General features: G+C 72.3%; 17 protein-coding genes. 6 read left to right on the forward strand and 11 right to left on the reverse strand.

Annotated elements, in window-relative coordinates:
* Positions 1 to 11: 11 nt before the first annotated feature.
* The 9 genes from V6U88_RS15970 to rpmH form a co-directional block, all read right to left on the reverse strand.
* The gene (locus V6U88_RS15970) at positions 12 to 950 is read right to left on the reverse strand and encodes a hypothetical protein (RefSeq protein WP_334453768.1); all 939 of its coding nucleotides are present in this window, start codon (positions 948 to 950) and stop codon (positions 12 to 14) included.
* A gap of 2,165 nt (positions 951 to 3,115) precedes the next feature.
* A complete protein-coding gene (locus V6U88_RS15975) occupies positions 3,116 to 4,138 on the reverse strand; it encodes a ParB/RepB/Spo0J family partition protein (RefSeq protein WP_334453771.1) in 1,023 nt (340 codons plus the stop codon).
* A 27-nt stretch (positions 4,139 to 4,165) separates the two neighbouring features.
* A complete protein-coding gene (locus tag V6U88_RS15980; RefSeq protein WP_442934636.1) occupies positions 4,166 to 5,524 on the reverse strand; it encodes an AAA family ATPase in 1,359 nt (452 codons plus the stop codon).
* A gap of 225 nt (positions 5,525 to 5,749) precedes the next feature.
* Positions 5,750 to 6,496 carry a 16S rRNA (guanine(527)-N(7))-methyltransferase RsmG gene (gene rsmG / locus V6U88_RS15985; RefSeq protein ID WP_334453980.1) on the reverse strand — a complete coding sequence of 249 codons (747 nt, stop codon included), beginning with the start codon at positions 6,494 to 6,496 and terminating at the stop codon, positions 5,750 to 5,752.
* Between the two features lie 73 nt (positions 6,497 to 6,569).
* The gene (locus V6U88_RS15990; RefSeq protein ID WP_334453773.1) at positions 6,570 to 7,169 is read right to left on the reverse strand and encodes a Jag family protein; all 600 of its coding nucleotides are present in this window, start codon (positions 7,167 to 7,169) and stop codon (positions 6,570 to 6,572) included.
* Positions 7,170 to 7,383: 214 nt separating this feature from the next.
* Positions 7,384 to 8,367, reverse strand: a complete 984-nt coding sequence (gene yidC / locus V6U88_RS15995) for a membrane protein insertase YidC (protein WP_334453775.1) — start codon at positions 8,365 to 8,367, stop codon at positions 7,384 to 7,386.
* Positions 8,368 to 8,370: 3 nt separating this feature from the next.
* A complete protein-coding gene (gene yidD, locus V6U88_RS16000) occupies positions 8,371 to 8,610 on the reverse strand; it encodes a membrane protein insertion efficiency factor YidD (protein ID WP_334453777.1) in 240 nt (79 codons plus the stop codon).
* 44 nt (positions 8,611 to 8,654) lie between these two features.
* Positions 8,655 to 9,071, reverse strand: coding sequence for a ribonuclease P protein component (rnpA, locus tag V6U88_RS16005; RefSeq protein ID WP_334453779.1), 417 nt, complete (start codon positions 9,069 to 9,071; stop codon positions 8,655 to 8,657).
* A 35-nt stretch (positions 9,072 to 9,106) separates the two neighbouring features.
* Positions 9,107 to 9,244 carry a 50S ribosomal protein L34 gene (gene rpmH, locus V6U88_RS16010; RefSeq protein ID WP_067300964.1) on the reverse strand — a complete coding sequence of 46 codons (138 nt, stop codon included), beginning with the start codon at positions 9,242 to 9,244 and terminating at the stop codon, positions 9,107 to 9,109.
* Positions 9,245 to 9,879: 635 nt separating this feature from the next.
* Here rpmH and dnaA point away from each other — a divergent pair.
* The 5 genes from dnaA (at position 9,880) to V6U88_RS16035 (ending at position 16,489) form a co-directional block, all read left to right on the forward strand.
* The gene (gene dnaA / locus V6U88_RS16015; protein WP_334453789.1) at positions 9,880 to 11,673 is read left to right on the forward strand and encodes a chromosomal replication initiator protein DnaA; all 1,794 of its coding nucleotides are present in this window, start codon (positions 9,880 to 9,882) and stop codon (positions 11,671 to 11,673) included.
* An 828-nt stretch (positions 11,674 to 12,501) separates the two neighbouring features.
* Positions 12,502 to 13,635: a DNA polymerase III subunit beta gene (gene dnaN / locus V6U88_RS16020; protein ID WP_334453791.1), complete on the forward strand. Its 1,134-nt coding sequence runs from the start codon at positions 12,502 to 12,504 to the stop codon at positions 13,633 to 13,635.
* 41 nt (positions 13,636 to 13,676) lie between these two features.
* On the forward strand, positions 13,677 to 14,549 hold the full coding sequence (gene gnd / locus V6U88_RS16025) for a phosphogluconate dehydrogenase (NAD(+)-dependent, decarboxylating) (RefSeq protein WP_334453793.1): 873 nt from the start codon (positions 13,677 to 13,679) through the stop codon (positions 14,547 to 14,549).
* 16 nt (positions 14,550 to 14,565) lie between these two features.
* Positions 14,566 to 15,699 carry a DNA replication/repair protein RecF gene (gene recF, locus V6U88_RS16030; RefSeq protein WP_334453795.1) on the forward strand — a complete coding sequence of 378 codons (1,134 nt, stop codon included), beginning with the start codon at positions 14,566 to 14,568 and terminating at the stop codon, positions 15,697 to 15,699.
* 283 nt (positions 15,700 to 15,982) lie between these two features.
* Positions 15,983 to 16,489: a DUF721 domain-containing protein gene (locus tag V6U88_RS16035; protein WP_334453982.1), complete on the forward strand. Its 507-nt coding sequence runs from the start codon at positions 15,983 to 15,985 to the stop codon at positions 16,487 to 16,489.
* On the opposite strand, the gene V6U88_RS16040 is transcribed toward V6U88_RS16035, so the two are convergent.
* Positions 16,480 to 16,722: a hypothetical protein gene (locus V6U88_RS16040; RefSeq protein WP_334453797.1), complete on the reverse strand. Its 243-nt coding sequence runs from the start codon at positions 16,720 to 16,722 to the stop codon at positions 16,480 to 16,482. The two genes, V6U88_RS16035 and V6U88_RS16040, sit on opposite strands and share 10 nt — an antisense overlap.
* 91 nt (positions 16,723 to 16,813) lie before the next feature.
* On the opposite strand from V6U88_RS16040, the gene V6U88_RS16045 reads away from it, so the two are divergent.
* Positions 16,814 to 17,353 carry a MarR family winged helix-turn-helix transcriptional regulator gene (locus V6U88_RS16045; protein WP_334453799.1) on the forward strand — a complete coding sequence of 180 codons (540 nt, stop codon included), beginning with the start codon at positions 16,814 to 16,816 and terminating at the stop codon, positions 17,351 to 17,353.
* On the opposite strand, the gene V6U88_RS16050 is transcribed toward V6U88_RS16045, so the two are convergent.
* Positions 17,338 to 17,892 (reverse strand): hypothetical protein, encoded by a 555-nt coding sequence (locus V6U88_RS16050; RefSeq protein WP_334453801.1) that lies wholly within the window; start codon positions 17,890 to 17,892, stop codon positions 17,338 to 17,340. The genes V6U88_RS16045 and V6U88_RS16050 overlap by 16 nt on opposite strands.
* Positions 17,893 to 18,256 lie beyond the last annotated feature (364 nt).

The raw sequence follows: 18,256 nt of genomic DNA on the forward strand, positions 1-18,256 counted from the left end.
TCCCTTCGCGCTCACCGGGCGGGCTGGGCTCCTCGACGGGCTTCCGCAGCGGCCTCGGCGTTGCTACCCGGGGCTTCGGTCCTGTCCTTGCTGCCGTCGGCGTCCTGAGAACGGCCGGCGTCCTGGCCGCGGTCGCCGTGCTCCGCGTCGTCGCTCATTCCGGCGTGGCCGCCCGCCCCGGCGTCGCTGCCGCTGCTGCTGTTGATGTCTGCGGCGTCTGCGGCGTCGGCCGTATCCGCGGTGTCGGCGGTGTCGTCCAGGTCGTCCGCCGGCACGGGGATCTCCTCGTCCGACTCGATCACCGACACCGGCTCCTCCTCCGCGCGCTGCTCCTTCTCCCGGGACGCCTGCGCGGACAGGCTGGACGGCGCCTGCCACTGGATGCGCGGCGGCTCGGCCAGCGGACGCCCGCCGAACTCGGCGAGCCACGCGGCCACCATCGCGAGGTTCTCCCGCCACTGCGCCTCGGAGATGGGCGGAAGGATCGAGTCCCACAGCGACAGGAACGTGCCCCGGAGCTGGAGCCGTCCGTACGGCCGGGCCAGGAACCACATGTGCAGGTGCGCGGACCCGTCACCCCACCGGTTGACGTGCACCCGGGCGACACCGTCCAACGAGCGGATGGCGCGTTCCAGCCGGACCGTCATGACCCCGAGTTCGGCGGCGAGCAGGTTGGGAAGGTCTCCGAGGTCGAGGTGGGAGCGGGACTCCAGGATCAGCACCATCGGCAGCCCGGTCGGGCGGTCCATGGCGCGTACCCGCCATCGCTCGCCCACCCAGATGTAGGCGTCGTCGGGGGCGTTGCAGGCGGTGCATTCCCGGTGTCCTTCGCCCTTGCGGGGCGGCTCGACCGGGACCGGGTCGTCGAGGTGCTTGACGTGGAGGTCGCCCTCGAAGGGAAACGAGGGCCACTGGGTGAAGTCCGGGACTGCGGGAGGGGTGTCGTGCACGACGCTGACCCTAACCGAGTCGGGGACCGCTGTCCCTACCCGAACGACGGCGATCGTGAGGACGCCTCGGGCGGTCAGGGGGATTCACCGAGGGGCGCATGAGGCCAGCTGGAGAGAGGTTTTCCACAGGCTGGTGAGATCACCACCACAGCACGTCATCCACAGGGCAGAACGTGCTCTGACACCGTGTTTCACGTGAAACGGAGGGGGCCTGTGGAAAACTGCTGTGGATAACTTTGGGGCCGAATCCACAGTTTCAGCCACAGGCGTGGCGGGCCCGTTTTTCCCAACGAGCGAGTCGCCGGTTGGCTGCTGCTCGGAGGGTGTTTTCCGGGGGCTGGCCGCTCGACGCGGAGCGCGCCGAGGCGGTTCCGAGCCGACGACCGGGCGCTCTCGTCGCAGCGCCTCCGGCGGTCGCCCGTGTCTCCGGCGGTCGCCGGGCCTCCGGCGGTCGCCGCAGTCCGGCTTTACGCCGCGACCTCCGGCCGAGATCCTCGGGTCGCCCTTCCCCGGAGCGTGCGGGGGGCAGTTCATTGCACAAGGGCACCCGGGCGCGCGTCGCGCGGAACCGCCGCGTGCATGTTCCACGTGAAACGGAGTGCCCTCACCGAACCCGGCGAGGGGGTGAATCGGGCTGAGGATGGATCGCGGCCATCGCAGGGCCACCCGGACAGCAAGGGGCCGCAGGGGACCCGGAGTTTGAGGAAGCTATCCGGGAGCGGCCCGGTGAGCGGCCGTCTCGGATCGGGCGAGCTTCAGGAGAGCTGGCATCCACTCGCTCAGCGGCTCGTCCGGCACCAGCCCACCGCGGCGCCCAGGCGGTCGTGGCGCGGCGCAAGTGGCGATGGCAGGAGGCGGCGCTGCGCTGCGCACCTCCCCAGTCGGAGAAGAACAGGGGCCGAGCAGGTGGCGGACCGATTCCGCGTCTGGCGGTGCCGGTGCCGGCAGTCCTCGGCGCGCCGCCTGTGCCCGGCCGGTTCACGACCGATCCGTGGCGGTCCGCAGCCCGTGTCGGCCCGGCCCGCAGCCGACGTCCGTCCCCGGCGCGCTGCCTGTGCCCGGCCCGTCCACGACCGGTCCGCAGCCGGTCCGCAGCCCGTGTCGGTCCGGCCCGCAACCCGAGTCGGCCGAGTCCAGCACGTCGAGCCGGTCCCCGGTGCGCTCCCCGCACGGCCGCAGCCAGCGCCTCGGGCGCCCGCGCCGTGGCCCGCCGCCCGTGTCGGCGGGTCCGCTGCGCGCTGAGGCTCCCCCGGTCGAGCTGCCATCGCTGGGCTCGACGATCGCGACGCGCAGCGGAGCGGAGCGTGTGGCAGGCGGCAATCGGAGCGGCCCACCTGAGGCTCGCCCAAGTTGAGCCACCGGGTGTGGCATGAGGCCGAATCCGGCCCGGGCACCGCTGGCCCTCATCCTTGTCGGCGGGAGCGCACTTTCAGGCCCCCGTTTCACGTGAAACAGAACCGGAGACAGCGATGGCCGCATGCAACCACTGCGCCTCCTCCCTGCGACGGCTCGGCAACGCCTCCTCAGGCGTCACAGACGGAAGGAGACGCGCGACTGGCACCCGTGGACGTCTCGGGCACGCCAGTCGCTCACAGGGCCCATGGGGCGGTTTGCGAACAAGCGTCGACGCGACCCTCTGCGGTTCGTCCGCTCGGCAAAGGGTCGGGCCAACTCCAGGCCCGCCCGCAGCGGGCTCGCGGCGGAGGCCGAACGAACTCGTCATGGGCGAGCCCCGGTGGCGGGGCCGCCAGGCGGTGGCTCGGAAGAGCATCGGGACGATCGCCCCGCGACACCGAGGACGATGACGTAGACGTGGAGGCCTGACTCTGATCGAGGCCTGCGTCGGTAGGGCAGCCGGCCGCAGCCCTCGGCCGTGGCGCAGCCCCCGGGTCCGGCGCAACCCCCGGGTCCGGCGCAGCCTTCGGACCCGGTCGCAGCCATCAGCCAACCGGGGTCGAGCGTCGGGCGCATCGTCGGGGCCATGTCGCCACCCAGAGCCGTGCGCAGCTCGATGAGCGACGAACACGTTTCACGTGAAACGCGGCCCGAACAACGCCCGGCCACCCGAGCCCTCGCGCCGTGGCGCCTCGCCACCGGAGCGGAAAACGAACCGGCCGCGTCCCCCGCAGAGGGGCGACGCGGCCGGTCGACGAACGTCGGAGCGGTCAGCTCTCCGGTTCCTGCTCGCCCACGCCGATGATCCCCACGATCCGCTCCAGGTCGTCCACTGTGGCGAACTCGATCGTGATCTTGCCCTTGCTCCGGCCGATGTCGACCTTCACCCGGGTGTCGAAACGGTCGGAGAGCCGGTCGGCCAGATCGGTGAGGGCCGGGGCGTGCGGCTTGGTGCGCCGCTTCGCCGCCGGGGTCTTCGCCGGTCCGTCGCTGAGCGCGAGGGCCACGATCTCCTCGGTCGCGCGTACGGACAGGCCCTCGGCGACGATTCGCAGGGCGAGCTGTTCCTGCGCCTCCGCCTCGTCCAGGCTCAGCAGTGCCCGCGCGTGCCCGGCCGAGAGCACGCCGGCGGCGACCCGGCGCTGTACCTGGGCCGGGAGGTTCAGCAGGCGGATGGTGTTGGAGATCTGCGGCCGGCTACGACCGATCCGTCGCGCCAGCTCCTCGTGGGTGGCGCCGAACTCCTCCAGCAGCTGCTGGTAGGCCGCGGCCTCTTCCAGCGGGTTGAGGTTGGCCCGGTGGATGTTCTCCAGGAGCGCGTCCCGGAGCATCGCGTCGTCCTTGGTGTCCCGGACGATCGCCGGAATGTTCTCCCGGCCCACCGCCTGGGCGGCCCGCCACCGGCGCTCGCCCATGACGAGTTCGTACTTCTCGGCGTCGAGCTGGCGGACGACGATCGGCTGGAGGAAGCCGACCTCCTGGATGGAGGTCTTCAGCTCCTCCAGCGCCTCCTCGTCGAAGACGTGCCGTGGCTGCTTCGGGTTCGGCACGATCGCGTCGACCGGAATCTCGGCGAAGCGGGCCCCCGGGACCGGGCTCAGCTGCGGCTCGGACGGCTCCGGCAGCGTGACGACCGGTGCGGGCGCCGCCTCGACGGGGGCGGCAGCCGCCGTACCGTCGGCGTCGGCCTCGACCGGCGCGGTGAGGGTCGTTCCCGGCGCCTCCGGTGCCGGCCCGGTCGGGATCAGCGCCCCGAGCCCTCGACCCAGACCGCCACGGGGACGGTTCTTCATGCGACGCCTCCCAGCGACTCGTCCGCACTACGCATTCCGGCTCACCGGCTCCTTGACACCGCGCTCGGCGATCTCCTGGGCGGCCTCGAAGTAGCTCGTCGCCCCCCGCGAACCGGGATCGTAGGTCATCACGGACTGCCCGTAGCTGGGCGCCTCCGACACCCGCACGTTGCGCGGGATGACGGCCTGGAGGACCTTGTCGCCGAAGTGGTTCCGGACGTCCTGCTCCACCGCGTCGGCGAGCCGGGTACGCCGGTCGTACATGGTGAGCAGGATCGTGGAAACCTCGAGCTTGGGGTTGAGGTGCTGCCGGACCAGGTTGATGTTGTTGATCAGCTGGTTCAGGCCCTCCAGCGCGTAGTACTCGCACTGGATGGGAATCAGCACCTCCTGCGCGGCCACGAGCGCGTTGACCGTCAGCAGGCCGAGCGAGGGCGGGCAGTCGATGAAGACGTAGTCGAAGTGCCCCGGGTACGCGGCGATGGCGCGGGCCAACCGGGACTCCCGGGCGACCACGGACACCAGCTCGATCTCCGCACCGGCCAGGTCGATGGTGGCCGGCACGCACCACAGGTTGGGGATGCCCTCGACCTCCTGGGCGACCTCCTCCAGCGGCACGCTGTTGATCAGGCAGTCGTAGACGTCCGGCACCCCGGTGTGGTGCGGCACGTTGAGCCCGGTCGAGGCGTTGCCCTGCGGATCGAGGTCGACCACGAGCACCCGGTTGCCGTGCAGGGCGAGCGCCACCGCCAGGTTCACCGTGGTCGTGGTCTTGCCCACGCCGCCCTTCTGGTTCGCGACGCACATGACCCGGGTCCGCTCGGGCCGAGGCATGGTCACCTCGCCACTCGGATTCAGGATCTGCACGGCGCGCATCGCCTCCATAGCCAACGGTGGGTCATCCTCTTCGCGCGTCGGGGTTTCACGTGAAACGTACGCGGCGTCGGCCGGGTCCACGGCCACGCCCCCGGCCGCCGGCCCCGGCGTGTCCGCGGCGACGGACGCGGAGTCCGCCACCGCACCCGGGTGCGTCTGCTGGGGTACGGCGGGAGGCACGTTGCCCCCGACCGGTGTCTCGAAGCGGGACGGTGCGCCGGAGTTGCGGCGGACCGGGGCGGTGCGCTCGCTGGGCGCGTTGACCGGGCGCCCCGCGTCGTCCACGATGGCGGGCGGGGGGACGTACGACTCGGGCGTGGGGCGGGCGGCACCGACTGCGGGCACCTCCCGGCGTACCACCGGGTCGCAGTCTGGTGGACCGGCGGGGCCCGGCTGGTCGCCGACGGGCCACGAGTCGTGGTCGGTTTCACGTGAAACAGGGTCTGCTCCGGAGGGAAGGCCCTCCGGACGTCTCACCCGTGGATCGTCGTACCTGTCGTCGTCATGCACCTGTCATCCCTACCCGCTCCGGATGGTCGGTCCGCACCCGTCAATCAGGCCGCGCGCTCTCGCACCGCAGCGCCTACGGCCCCGGCGGGAGCGGTCGGGACCCGGTGCGCCCGACGCCCGCCCGCCCCACACTATCGACGCGCGGCCAGCCTACGGGGGACGGGCGCGGCGGGTCCATCTCGGTTCTCCGCCGACGGTGCGACACGCCGGAACCCCGGCCGGAGATCAGCGCGCGCGCTTGCGTCCGCCGCGCGAGCGCTTCGGCGCCTTCTTCGCGGCCGGTGGCCGGACCACCCGCTCACGCACGATCTCCACCACGGTGGTGGGCGGGTCGATGACGCCGACTCCGCAGAGCTGCACGCTCGGCTCACCACCGCCGAGCCGCTCGACGGCCTCGGCATGTTCCGCGATCTCGTCGGCGGCGGACGAGCCCTTCAGGGCGACCAGCCGGCCACCGGGCACGGCGAGCGGCAGGCACCAGCTGGAGAGCCGGTCCAGGGGCGCGACCGCTCGCGCGGTCACCACGTCGGCACTGAGCGGGCCGACGCCGGTGGCGCCCGACGCCGCCTCGTCGGCCCGGCCACGGAACACCCGGACCATCTTGGCCAGCCCGAGGTGCTGCACCGCCTCGATGAGAAAGGAGGTACGCCGGGCCAGCGGCTCGACCAGGGTCACCTGGAGATCCGGACGGGCGATCGCCAGCACCAGGCCGGGCAGCCCGGCACCGGAGCCGACGTCGATGACGCTCGCGCCCTCCGGGATGCGCTCGGCCACCGCGGCGCAGTTGAGCAGGTGCCGGTCCCAGATCCGGGGTGCCTCGCGCGGGCCGATGAGCCCGCGTACCACCCCGTCGGTGGCGAGCAGCTCGGCGTACCCGGCGGCCAGGTCCAGCCGGTCACCGAAGAGCGCCTGGGCGGCGGCGGCCAGCTCGGCCGGGAGCGCGGCGTCCTCCGGTGAGGGGACCGGGCGCACAGGCGGCGGCCCGGGCGGCGTGCCACCCGGGCCGGACACGGCGTCGGCCGTGGCGTCGTCGTGGGTCACCCGGTCAGTCCGCCGGCCGGACGATGATGCGCCGGTTCGGCTCGACGCCCTCGGACTCGCTCTCCACGCCACTCATGGCGTTGACCACGTCGTGCACGCACTTGCGCTCGAAGGCGGACATCGGCTCCAGCCGGACCGGCTCGCCGTGCTCCTTGACCTTCTCCACCGCGTTCTTCGCGACGGCGGCGAGCTCCTTGCGCCGGGTGGCGCGGTAGCCGCCGACGTCGAGCAGCAGGCGGCTGGGCGTACCGGTCTGGCGGAACACCGCGAGCCGGGCCAGCTCCTGGAGCGCCTCCAGGGTGGCGCCGCGCTGACCCACCAGGTTCTGCAGCCGCCCGCCGACGACCTCGACCACCGGGCGACCGCCGGAGACGAGCTCGTCGATGTCGCCGTCGTAGTCGAGGATGTCGAGCAGGCCCTCGATGTAGTCGGCGGCGATCTCGCTCTGCGCGAAGAGTTCGCCCTCGCCGGCGGCCTTCTTCGGAGCACCCGCCTCGGCCGCCGCCTCCTCGGTCTCCTCGGGCTCGCCGTCACCGGTCGCGGCGGTCGGCACGGTCTCCTCGTCCACGGACTGCTCCGTGCTGGGGATGCTGGTGTCGGTCACGGTGTCATCTCCGTACTCGCTCGGCCGGACCGTCGGGTCCGCTGGTTTCCCGGGGCGCCCGGCGGGAGATGGCCGGTGCCCACGGGCACGTCTGTACGGGCAGTCTCGCCCGTGACCGCGCCAGGCGCGGCGGTTCCGGCCCGGCGCCGGCCATACGGCGGCTGCGCGGTGCCGGAAGGCCGCCGCCGGTTGGTCCCGACGGCGGCCCGGTGGGTCAGCCCTGCCGCTTGGCGGGCCGGCCCTTCTTCGGGTTGACCGGCTTCGCACCCGGCTTCGGCCCGGCGACCTTCGGCGCGGCGGGCTTGGCCGACACCTGCGCGGCCGGCTTGGCGCGGTTGAGGAAGCCACCGGTCTTCGCCGGCTGCACCGGGTTGCGGGACGGCGTGCTGCCGGGCTTGGCGTTGGTCACCATCGGCGGGAACTTACGCAGCACCCACTGCTGCTGGCCGAGCGTGAAGAGGTTGTTGGTGACCCAGTAGATGATCACACCGATCGGGAAGATCGCGCCGGAGATCAGCAGCGACAGGGGGATGCCGTAGAGCATCAGTCGCTGCACCATCCGCTGCTGCGGGTCCTCCGCCCAGCCGGTCTTGAGGATCATCTGGCGGCTGGTCAGGTAGGTGGTGCCCATCATGACCAGGACCAGGATGCCGGCGATCACCTTGACGGTGGTGCCGTTGGCGCCGAGGCGGGCCAGTTCGTCGGCGGTCGAGCCGAACTTGCCGGCGATCGGGGCGGTGAAGATCTTCGCCTGCGAGGCGCTCTGGAACTGGTCGACGGTCCAGCCGTAGAGGGTCTTGCTCTCCTTCGCCGGGTCGAGGCGGCGCAGCACGTGGAAGAGGCCGAGGAAGACCGGGATCTGGAGGAACATCGGAAGGCAGCCCATCAGGGGGTTGGCCTTTTCCTTCCGGTAGAGCTCCATCATCTCCTTCTGGAGCGTCTCCCGGTCACCCTTGTGCTTCTCCTGCAGCTCCTTGACCTTGGGCTGGAGCGCCTGCATCGCCCGCTGCGACTTGATCTGCTTGACGAAGACCGGGAAGAGGATCACCCGGACGGTGACCACCAGGAAGATGATGGCGAGGATCCAGGCCCAGTTCGTGCCGAGCACCGCCTTGACCGGCACCCCGATGGCGTCCCAGGCCGAGTGCCAGGTCAGCAGGATCCACGAGATCGCGTAGTAGATCCAGTCGAGACTCAATTCTCAGGCTCCAGTCACGTCGGCACGGCGGCGGCCGCCCGGCTCCGGCACCGGGTCATGTCCACCTGGGTGGAAAGGGTGGCAGCGCGACAAGCGCAGGACCGTCAGGCCGGCTCCCCGGAGCGCGCCGTGCCGGGCCACCGCCTCCAGGGCGTAAGCACTGCACGACGGGTAGAACCGACAGCGGGCCGGCAGCGCCGGGCTTATCCAACGACGGTACGCGATGATGGGGCCACTCAGCACTCGGGCACCCACGCTGGTAGGCCGCGAACCGGCCGATCCGGTGCTCAACGGGACCGCCGTCCCCGGGGTGCCCGCGCGGCGGCGATCGCCGCGTCCAGGTCGGCTCCGAGCCGGAGGTAGGTCGCCTCGGCCGCGGCGGGCAGTGCGCGTACCACCAGGGTGCTCCCCTCAGGGAGCGCGGCCAGGCGCTCGCGGACCAGGTGCCGCAGCCGGCGCCGGACCTTGTTGCGGACCACCGCGGGGCCGACGGCCTTGGACACGACGAAGCCGGCGCGGGTCGGCACGGAGATCGTCTCCGTGCCACTGGCCCGCGCCGGCTCCGGCGAGGTTGTCGCGGTGGGTTCCGGGGTCGGCGGCAGGGTCAGGTGGACGACGACGGCGCCTCGTCCGGCCCGTCGACCACCCCTGACCGCTGCGGCAAAGTCGTTACTGCGCCGCAGTCGCTGTGCGGCCGTCAGCACGACTGCCCACGTCCCCCGGCCCGGACCCGGTCGGCTCAGGCCGACAGGCGGGTACGGCCCTTGGCGCGGCGGGTCGAGAGGATGGCACGGCCGGCACGGGTGCGCATGCGCAGCCGGAAGCCGTGGGTCTTCGCGCGCCGGCGGTTGTTCGGCTGGTAGGTGCGCTTGCTCACGTCAGGCTCTCCGTTTTCGTACGTCCACGGCGCGGGATCGCCGGGGTCGTGTGGTGGTCCAGGCCACCTTCGGCGGCGGCCTCCGATCGGTGCTGCCCGGCGGAGCGGAACCTCGGCGATGCGGGGATGCGACCGCGGACAGCAAGCACCCATCACCCTAGCAGAGGGCCACAGAGCAGCCGTTCCAGCCTACGCAGGGGGGCAATGACCGTCAAACAGGTCACCGGGGGCACGAGCAGGGCGGCCGGACGACCGAACCGGCGGTTTTCACTTATGCCGCCAAGCGGCCGGAGCGTCGGCGGTTGATGGTGGCACGCCGTCGCTGTTACCGTGCCCGATTGCGGTCAGCGTCGGGGGTCCGGGTTGTCGCTGGCAGGCAAGACCGGACACGACAGTGAATCGTTCGGCACGGTGAACCCGCTCAACGTCCCGCCCGACCAGGGGGGCAGGTCCGACCCGCAGACGGCGGGCGGCACAATCGGTCGGTACACACAGGCTGTGGATAACTTGTGGATGCCGGTCGGCGAGCCGCCCGGCGGGGTGAGGTACCACCCGCTCGAACGCGGTGGCGGGCCCGGAACGGCCGACTGGACGACAGCGGCGACCGGGAGCAGAGGCGAGGGGGTGGCACGACGGTGGCCGGTACGACCGACCTTGCCGCGGTGTGGACCGCGGCGACGGACGAACTCGCCGACGAGATCATCTCCGCGCAGCAGCGCGCGTACCTGCGGCTGACCCGGCTGCGGGCGATCGTCGAGGACACCGCACTGCTCTCCGTTCCGGACGCGTTCACCCGGGACGTGATCGAGTCGCGCCTGCGTCCGGCCATCACCGAGGCGCTCACCCGCCGGTTGGGCCGGCCGATCCAGGTCGCCGTCACCGTACGGGTCGCCGAGGACGCCGGCGGCCGCCCGGCCGGCACCGTCTACCGCAGCGCCCCGGAGCCGGCGCAGCTCGGGCTGGACGGGCCCGCGGACGATTTCGCCGCGGCACCGCCCGCCTTCCCCGACCTGACGCCGGCCTACCCGGAGCTGCCCGCCGAGGCGGCGCCACCGGCCGCACCGTCGGCGCGCGACGGCCATCGCACGGGGCGCATCCCGGCCAGCCGGGACGGCGGTCAGGACACCCTCTTCGGCGCGGCGTTCGCCGAGCCGCTGCGCGGCGCCGGTCCCGGCCCCGATCGGCGTGGCTTCGAGGAGCGCGCCCTGCCGGAGGCGCCGGAAGTCGACGGCCGGGGCTTCGAGCCCGCGTACCGGGGCGACGCCCGGCCGCCGCGTGACTCGCACGGTCCGCGCGGCCTGCCCCGCGACAGCGGTACGGACAGCGGCCCCGGCCGGGCCGGCCCCGACCACCGCCCCGGCGGGCGCGACGACCGCCGCCCCGGGGGCGCGGAGAGCGGCGGCAACCGGCTCAACCCGAAGTACATGTTCGAGACGTTCGTCATCGGCTCGTCCAACCGGTTCGCCCACGCGGCGAGCGTCGCGGTGGCCGAGTCACCGGCGAAGGCGTACAACCCGCTCTTCATCTACGGCAGCTCCGGGCTGGGCAAGACCCACCTGCTGCACGCCATCGGGCACTACGCCACCACGTTGGGCAACGCCCGCTCGGTCCGGTACGTCTCGACCGAGGAGTTCACCAACGACTTCATCAACTCGCTGCGCGACGACAAGACCAGCGCGTTCCAGCGCCGCTACCGCGACGTCGACATCCTGCTGATCGACGACATCCAGTTCCTGGAGAACCGCGAGCGGACGCAGGAGGAGTTCTTCCACACCTTCAACACCCTGCACAATGCCAACAAGCAGATCGTGATCACCTCCGACCGCTCGCCCAAGCAGCTGGCGACGCTGGAGGACCGGCTGCGGACCCGCTTCGAGTGGGGTCTGCTCGCCGACATCCAGCCGCCGGACCTGGAGACCCGGATCGCGATTCTGCAGAAGAAGGCGGCCCAGGAGCGGCTGTACGCCCCGCCGGACGTGCTGGAGTTCATCGCCTCCCGGGTGTCGAACTCGATCCGGGAGCTGGAGGGCGCCCTCATCCGGGTCACCGCGTTCGCCAGCCTCACCCGGTCGAACGTCGAACTGTCGCTGGCCGAGGAGGTGCTGCGGGACTTCATCCCGGACGGCGCCGGGCCGGAGATCACCGCCGACCAGATCATGGTCTCCACCGCGGACTACTTCGGGGTGAGCCTGGAGGACCTGCGCGGGCACTCCCGGTCCCGGGTGCTGGTCAACGCCCGCCAGGTCGCCATGTACCTGTGCCGGGAGCTGACCGACCTGTCGCTGCCCCGGATCGGGCAGGCCTTCGGCGGTCGGGACCACACCACGGTCATGCACGCCGACCGGAAGATCCGCCAGCAGATGGCGGAGCGCCGCTCGCTCTACAACCAGATCGCCGAGCTGACCAACCGGATCAAGCAGAACACCTGAGCGACGGCTTCAGGTCGCGGCGCGGCGTCAGACGCGCCGAACTGAAGCCGTCGTCACGTATGCCACGCCGAACCAGCGCCGGAAGCGCCCGACCGAGGACCGGTCGGGCGTTTTTTCGTGCCTGTGGAGAGCCGCCGGTTGACCCTGCACCGGGTCGAGGGCCCAGGATCGGTGTCGTGTTCGTCCACAGCACGCACCGGTTGTCCACAACCCCTGTTCCACAGGCGGTGGAAAACCACGCACCGTTCCGGCCCGGTTACCCACAGACTGTGGACAAACCCTGGGGACGGGGCTGTGGACGCCTGGGGACGACGGTCGCGTTGTCCACCGACGACGATCAACCTGTGGGCGGCCTGTTGAAGGTTCTGGGGACGACGCCGGCGAGGGCCGTCGGCGCTGTCCACAGCACTGGGGAGAAACCCGGTGGATTACCCGTGGACAACCGGTGGACAACCGTGGACAACCTGGGGGTTCGGTCGGCCTGTGGACTCCGACACCGGTTTACCCCCCGGTTCTCCACAGCTAAACCACCGGTGGATAACCTGTCTGACCTGGGCGGACGCGGGTTCTCCACAGTTTGCACAGGTGCGATGAAGACGATGAGTTATCTCTTCTAAACAACAAAAACCAATCATCACCGTTGGACTTCCTGTGGATCGGGCCGGAACGCTGCCGTCGGCAGTCGCCCCGGCACCTGGAACCACGGGGTCGGGCGCACAGCCGATGCCCACGCGCCCTAAGGTGCGATGGGTACCCGCACGGTCGGGCGGGACGGTGGGCAGCGGTCGGCATGAGAGAGTTGTCGCTGACGTCGACGCGGAGGCATTGATGAAGTTCCGAGTGGAGCGCGACGCGCTCGCCGAAGCGGTGGCGTGGACCGCGAAGAGCCTGCCCAACCGGCCGTCCGTACCGGTGCTCGCCGGGGTGATGCTCCGGGTCACCGACGGCAACCTCCAGGTTTCCGGCTTCGACTACGAGGTCTCCAGCCAGGTGACCGTCGAGGTGCAGGGGGACGCCGACGGCGCCGCCCTCGTCTCCGGCCGCCTGCTCGCCGAGATCACCAAGGCGCTGCCGGCCAAGCCGGTGGACATCGCCGCGGTCGGCGCCCACCTGGAGCTGGTCTGCGGCAGCGCCCGGTTCACCCTGCCGACCATGCCGGTGGAGGACTACCCGGCCCTGCCGGAGATGCCCGAGAGCGCCGGCACCGTCGATGCGGCCGCCTTCGCCGCCGCCGTCGCCCAGGTGGCCGTGGCGGCCGGGCGCGACGAGACGCTGCCGATGATGACCGGCGTCCGGCTGGAGCTCTCCGGCGGCACGCTGGCGATGCTCGCCACCGACCGGTACCGCCTCGCCCTGCGCGAGATGGAGTGGAACCCGGACGACCCGGAGATCAGCATCAACGCGCTGGTGCCAGCACGCACCCTGCACGACACCGCCAAGGCCCTCGGCCCGCTCGGCGGCCAGGTCACCATGGCGCTTTCCCAGGGCGCTGCCGGCGAGGGCATGATCGGCTTCTCGGGCGGCACCCGGCGCACCACCAGCCGGCTGCTCGACGGGGCGAACTACCCGCCGGTGCGCTCGCTCTTCCCGGCCACCCACAACGCCGAGGCGCGGGTGGCGGTCAGCACGCTGATCGAGGTCGTCAAGCGGGTCGCCCTCGTCGCCGAGCGGACCACCCCGGTGCTGCTGAGCTTCAGCTCCGACGGTCTGGTGGTCGAGGCGGGCGGCACCGAGGAGGCGCGCGCCAGCGAGGCGATGGAGGCCACCTTCACCGGCGAGCCGCTGACCATCGGCTTCAACCCGCAGTACCTGATCGACGGCCTGGCCAACCTGGGCGCCCAGTTCGCGCAGCTGGCGTTCGTCGACGCCTTCAAGCCGGCGGTGATTTCCCCCGCCGGCGAGGATGGCGAGGTCGTCCCGGGGTACCGGTACCTCATCATGCCGATCCGCGTGTCCCGCTGATCGCAGCACCGACAGACCCAGACGCACGGAGGTAGGAGCAGATGCAGCTCGGCCTGGTAGGACTCGGCCGGATGGGCGGCAACATGCGCGAACGGTTGCGCGCCGCCGGGCACGAGGTGGTCGGCTTCGACCACAACGCGGAGCTGAGCGACGTCGCGAGCCTGTCGGCGCTGGCCGAGAAGCTGGAGTCGCCCCGCGCGGTCTGGGTGATGGTCCCGGCCGGCGTCACCGACGCGACCATCGACGAGCTCGCCGGCGTGCTGGGCGAGGGCGACATCATCATCGACGGGGGCAACTCGCGCTTCAGCGACGACGCCCCCCGGGCCGAGCGCCTCGCCGAGCAGGGCATCGGCTACCTGGACGTCGGCGTCTCCGGCGGCGTCTGGGGCCGGCAGAACGGGTACGCCCTGATGGTCGGCGGCGCCCAGGAGCACGTCGAGCGGCTGATGCCGATCTTCGAGTCGCTCAAGCCGGAGGGCGAGTTCGGCTTCGTGCACGCCGGTCCGGTCGGTGCCGGCCACTACGCCAAGATGGTGCACAACGGCATCGAGTACGGCCTGATGCACGCCTACGCCGAGGGCTACGAGCTGCTGGCGGCCTCCGAGCTGGTGACCAACGTGCCGGGCGTCTTCAAGTCCTGGCGCGAGGGGACCGTGGTCCGCTCCTGGCTGCTCGACCTGCTCGACCGGGCCCTCGACGAGGACCCGGAGCTGGCCGAGCTGAGCGGCTACACCGAGGACACCGGTGAGGGGCGCTGGACGGTCGACGAGGCCGTCCGGCTCGCCGTGCCGCTGAACGTCATCACCGCCTCGCTCTTCGCGCGGTTCGCCTCCCGCCAGGACGACTCGCCCGCGATGAAGGCGGTCGCCGCGCTGCGCCAGCAGTTCGGCGGGCACGCCGTCCGCAAGCGCTGACCGGTATCCACAGCCTGTGTACGTCCGCCGGCTCGAACTGGTCGACTTCCGCTCGTACGAGCGGGTCGGCGTCGACCTGGAGCCGGGGCCGAACGTCCTGATCGGCGCCAACGGCGTCGGCAAGACCAATCTGGTCGAGGCGCTGGGCTACGTGGCGACCCTGGACTCGCACCGGGTCGCCACGGACGCCCCCCTCGTCCGGATGGGCGCCACCTCGGCGGTGATCCGCTGCGCGGTGGCGCACGAGGGGCGGGAACTCCTGGTCGAGCTGGAGATCGTTCCCGGCAAGGCCAACCGGGCCCGGCTGGGGCGCTCACCGGCCCGACGGGCCCGGGACGTGATCGGCGCGCTGCGGCTGGTGCTCTTCGCCCCCGAGGACCTGGAACTGGTCCGGGGCGATCCGGCGGAGCGCCGCCGCTACCTGGACGACCTGCTGGTCCTGCGGCAGCCCCGGTACGCCGGGGTGCGCGCCGACTACGAGCGGGTGGTCAAGCAGCGCAACGCCCTGCTGCGCACCGCGTACCTGGCCCGCAAGACGGGTGGTTCGCGCGGCGGGGACCTGTCCACCCTGGCGGTCTGGGACACCCACCTGGCCCGGCACGGCGCCGAGCTGCTGGCCGGCCGGCTGGAGCTGGTCGCCGCGCTGGCCCCGCACGTGACGAAGGCGTACGACGCGGTCGCGGCGGGTCGGGGCGCGGCGGGGATCGCGTACCGGCCGTCGCTGGAGCTGGCCGAGCCGACCACCGACCGGGCGGTGCTGGCCGAGGCGCTGACCGCCGCGCTGGCCGAGGCGCGGTCCAACGAGATCGACCGCGGCACGACGCTGGTCGGCCCGCACCGGGACGAACTCACCCTCACCCTCGGCCCGCTGCCCGCCAAGGGGTACGCCAGCCACGGCGAGTCCTGGTCGTACGCGCTGGCCCTGCGGCTGGCCGGGTACGACCTGCTGCGCGCCGACGGCATCGAGCCGGTGCTGGTGCTCGACGACGTCTTCGCCGAGCTGGACGCCGGCCGGCGGGAGCGCCTGGCGGAACTGGTCGGCGGGGCCGGTCAGCTCCTGGTGACCTGTGCGGTCGACGACGACGTGCCCGCGGCGCTGCGCGGCACCCGGTACGCGGTGAGCGAGGGGACGGTACGTCGTGTCGACTGAACCGGAGCGCGGCGCCGAGGGCGGTGAGTCGGTTCGCCGGACGGGTGGCCCGAGCCGCGCCGCCTCGGGCGGCCGGCGCGGTGTGCGTACCCCTCGGGAGGCTGGAACCGACGCGGGCGGTGCCGCCGCCCACGCGGCCGGTGCCGGCGCGGACGCCGCGCCTGGTGGTCGGGGCGCCGGAACCGGCAAGCCGGCCCGGCCGGCCGGTGCGACCGGTGGGCAGGGTGCCGGGGCCGTCGACGGGGCGCGACCGACCGGTGCCGGTGCGGACGCGGCAGCCGGGGTGGGCGCGGCCGGGCCGGAGCTGGCTCGGGCGGTGCTGGACGCGGCGAAGGCCCGACGGGCGGAGACGGCGAAGAGCCGGCGGAAGAGCGCGGTCTCCGGCGACGGCGGCGAGCGGCGGCTGCGCGGCTACTCCGGGCCGGGTCCGGACCCGCGCGACCCGCAGCCGCTCGGGGTGGTGCTGGAACGGCTGATGAAGGCGCGCGGCTGGCAGCAGCCGGCCGCCGAGGCGACCGTCTTCGGCGCCTGGGAGAAGGTCGTCGGGTCGGAGATCGCCCAGCACAGCCGCCCGGTCAAGCTGGAGGACGGCGAGCTGACCGTGGAGGCGCGGTCCACCGCCTGGGCCACCCAGCTGCGGCTGCTCGCCGGCTCGCTGCTGAAGCGGATCGCCGGCGAGGTGGGCCACAACGTGGTGCGCAAGCTGCACATCCACGGCCCGGCGGCGCCGTCCTGGTCCAAGGGGCCGCGCCGGGTCCGGGGCCGGGGGCCCCGCGACACCTACGGCTGACGGTCCCGCTCGGCGCGTCGGGCCGCGCGCTCGGCGCGCTTGCGCTCCCGCTGCTCACGGCTCCACTGCTTGCGCTTCTCCAGGTCGCGCTTCCACAGTTCGCGGGCCTGCGTCGACCCGCCCTGCACGGCACCCTGCACCCCCTCGGCCGGCCCGGCCAGGTACTTGTAGGCCCAGGCCCAGAACCGGCCGCCCTCGCCGGGGGCCTTCTGGTCCCGCTTCGCCTCGCTCATCGCGCCCGACCTCTCCTGACAGCGTTTTGTGCGCCAACGATTGGTGTACCAATCGTTGGTACGATAGCAACGACCGCAAGGAGGCCGAACGGTGCGTGACCAGTTGGACGGGGATCCGCTGGCGTTGGAGCAGCAGGTGTGTTTCGCGCTCTCCGTCGCCGCACGCGGGGTGGTCGCCGTCTACCGGCCGCTGCTGGAGCCGATGGGGCTGACCCACCCGCAGTACCTGGTGATGCTCGCCCTGTGGCAGCACGCGCCGTTGTCGGTCCGGGACCTCAGCCGCTTGCTACAGCTCGACCCCGGCACACTGTCGCCGCTGCTCAAGCGACTGGAGGCCGCGGGCTACGTGCGGCGCGAGCGGGACGCGGCGGACGAGCGGAGCCTCGCCGTCACGCTCACCGCCAGCGGCCAGGCGCTGCGCGCCCGGGCCGAGCAGATCCCGCCGGCAATCGTGGCGCGGCTCGGCATGCCGGTCGAGGAACTGCTGCGGCTGCACACGATGCTGACCGAGGTGATCGGGGCGGCCAACCGGGCCACGACCGGCACCGCACCCGCCCGGCGACTGCCGGACGGCGACAGCGACCCGCCCGGCCAGGCCGACCGGGCGGGCCGGGATCAGGCGTCGGCGTAGACGGCGAAGCCGCGGTCCGCGCAGCGGCGGTAGAAGGCGGCCAGCACGCCCAGTTCGGCGCAGGTGAAGTCCCACTGCGGCGGGTCGCCGCTCTCGTCGCGCAGCGCGTCGAGCCGGGTGTCCAGCCAGCGCAGCTGCTGCTCGGCGAGGCGCCCGTCGGCCATCAGGGAGCGGAGCACCTCGCTGACCGACTCGAAGGTGACCGTCTCGCCGAAGGGGCGGTGCTGGGCGACGAACTTCTCCACCCCGCCCGCGATCCAGGAGCACCCGTCCGGGTCGATCACCGGGTCCTCGTCCTCGGCGGCGGCGTCCGTGGCGTAGAGCACATTTTCCAGGCCGAGGATCAGGTCGACCAGTTCGGTGTAGGCGGTCGCCCGGACCGTACCGGTCTTGGCGATGTGTTCGGCGAGCGCGGCCGTCGGTGCGGAGATCCGCGGGATGTCCACGATCTCCCCGAAATCGACGAACTCGGCCGGCGCGACCGGATCGTAGAAGCGGCCGGTCCGCGGCCAGTGCACCGCGACGTTGTCCAGCCCCATCTGGCGTCACCCCTTGTGAGCACGTGTCGGATCGATCAGGTCGATCGTCCCGGTTACGGATGGAAAAGATCAAGACCAGCACCCGTGGCGCCGCAAAGCTACGGTACGGCCGGTCTGCGCGCGACCCCGACCGGCCGTCGGCCCGGCCCGATCCCGTGGCGGTGCCGCCCCCGAACCCCCCTTGGCGTGTAGGGGGAGTCGCGGACAGCGCGATTCGGGCCGCTACGGAGGTCTCAGGCGCCGCGCAGGGGGTGCCGAGTGGCGTCTCTGTCGTCCGCGCACAGTAGGATTGACGACGAGACGAAGGCCGGACGCGGAGCGACGGACACGGGCCCCCGGGGCCCTTGATCAAAGTCCTGCGTCG

It is taken from the genome of Micromonospora sp. CPCC 205739, from assembly GCF_036906795.1.
GTDB lineage: Bacteria > Actinomycetota > Actinomycetes > Mycobacteriales > Micromonosporaceae > Micromonospora.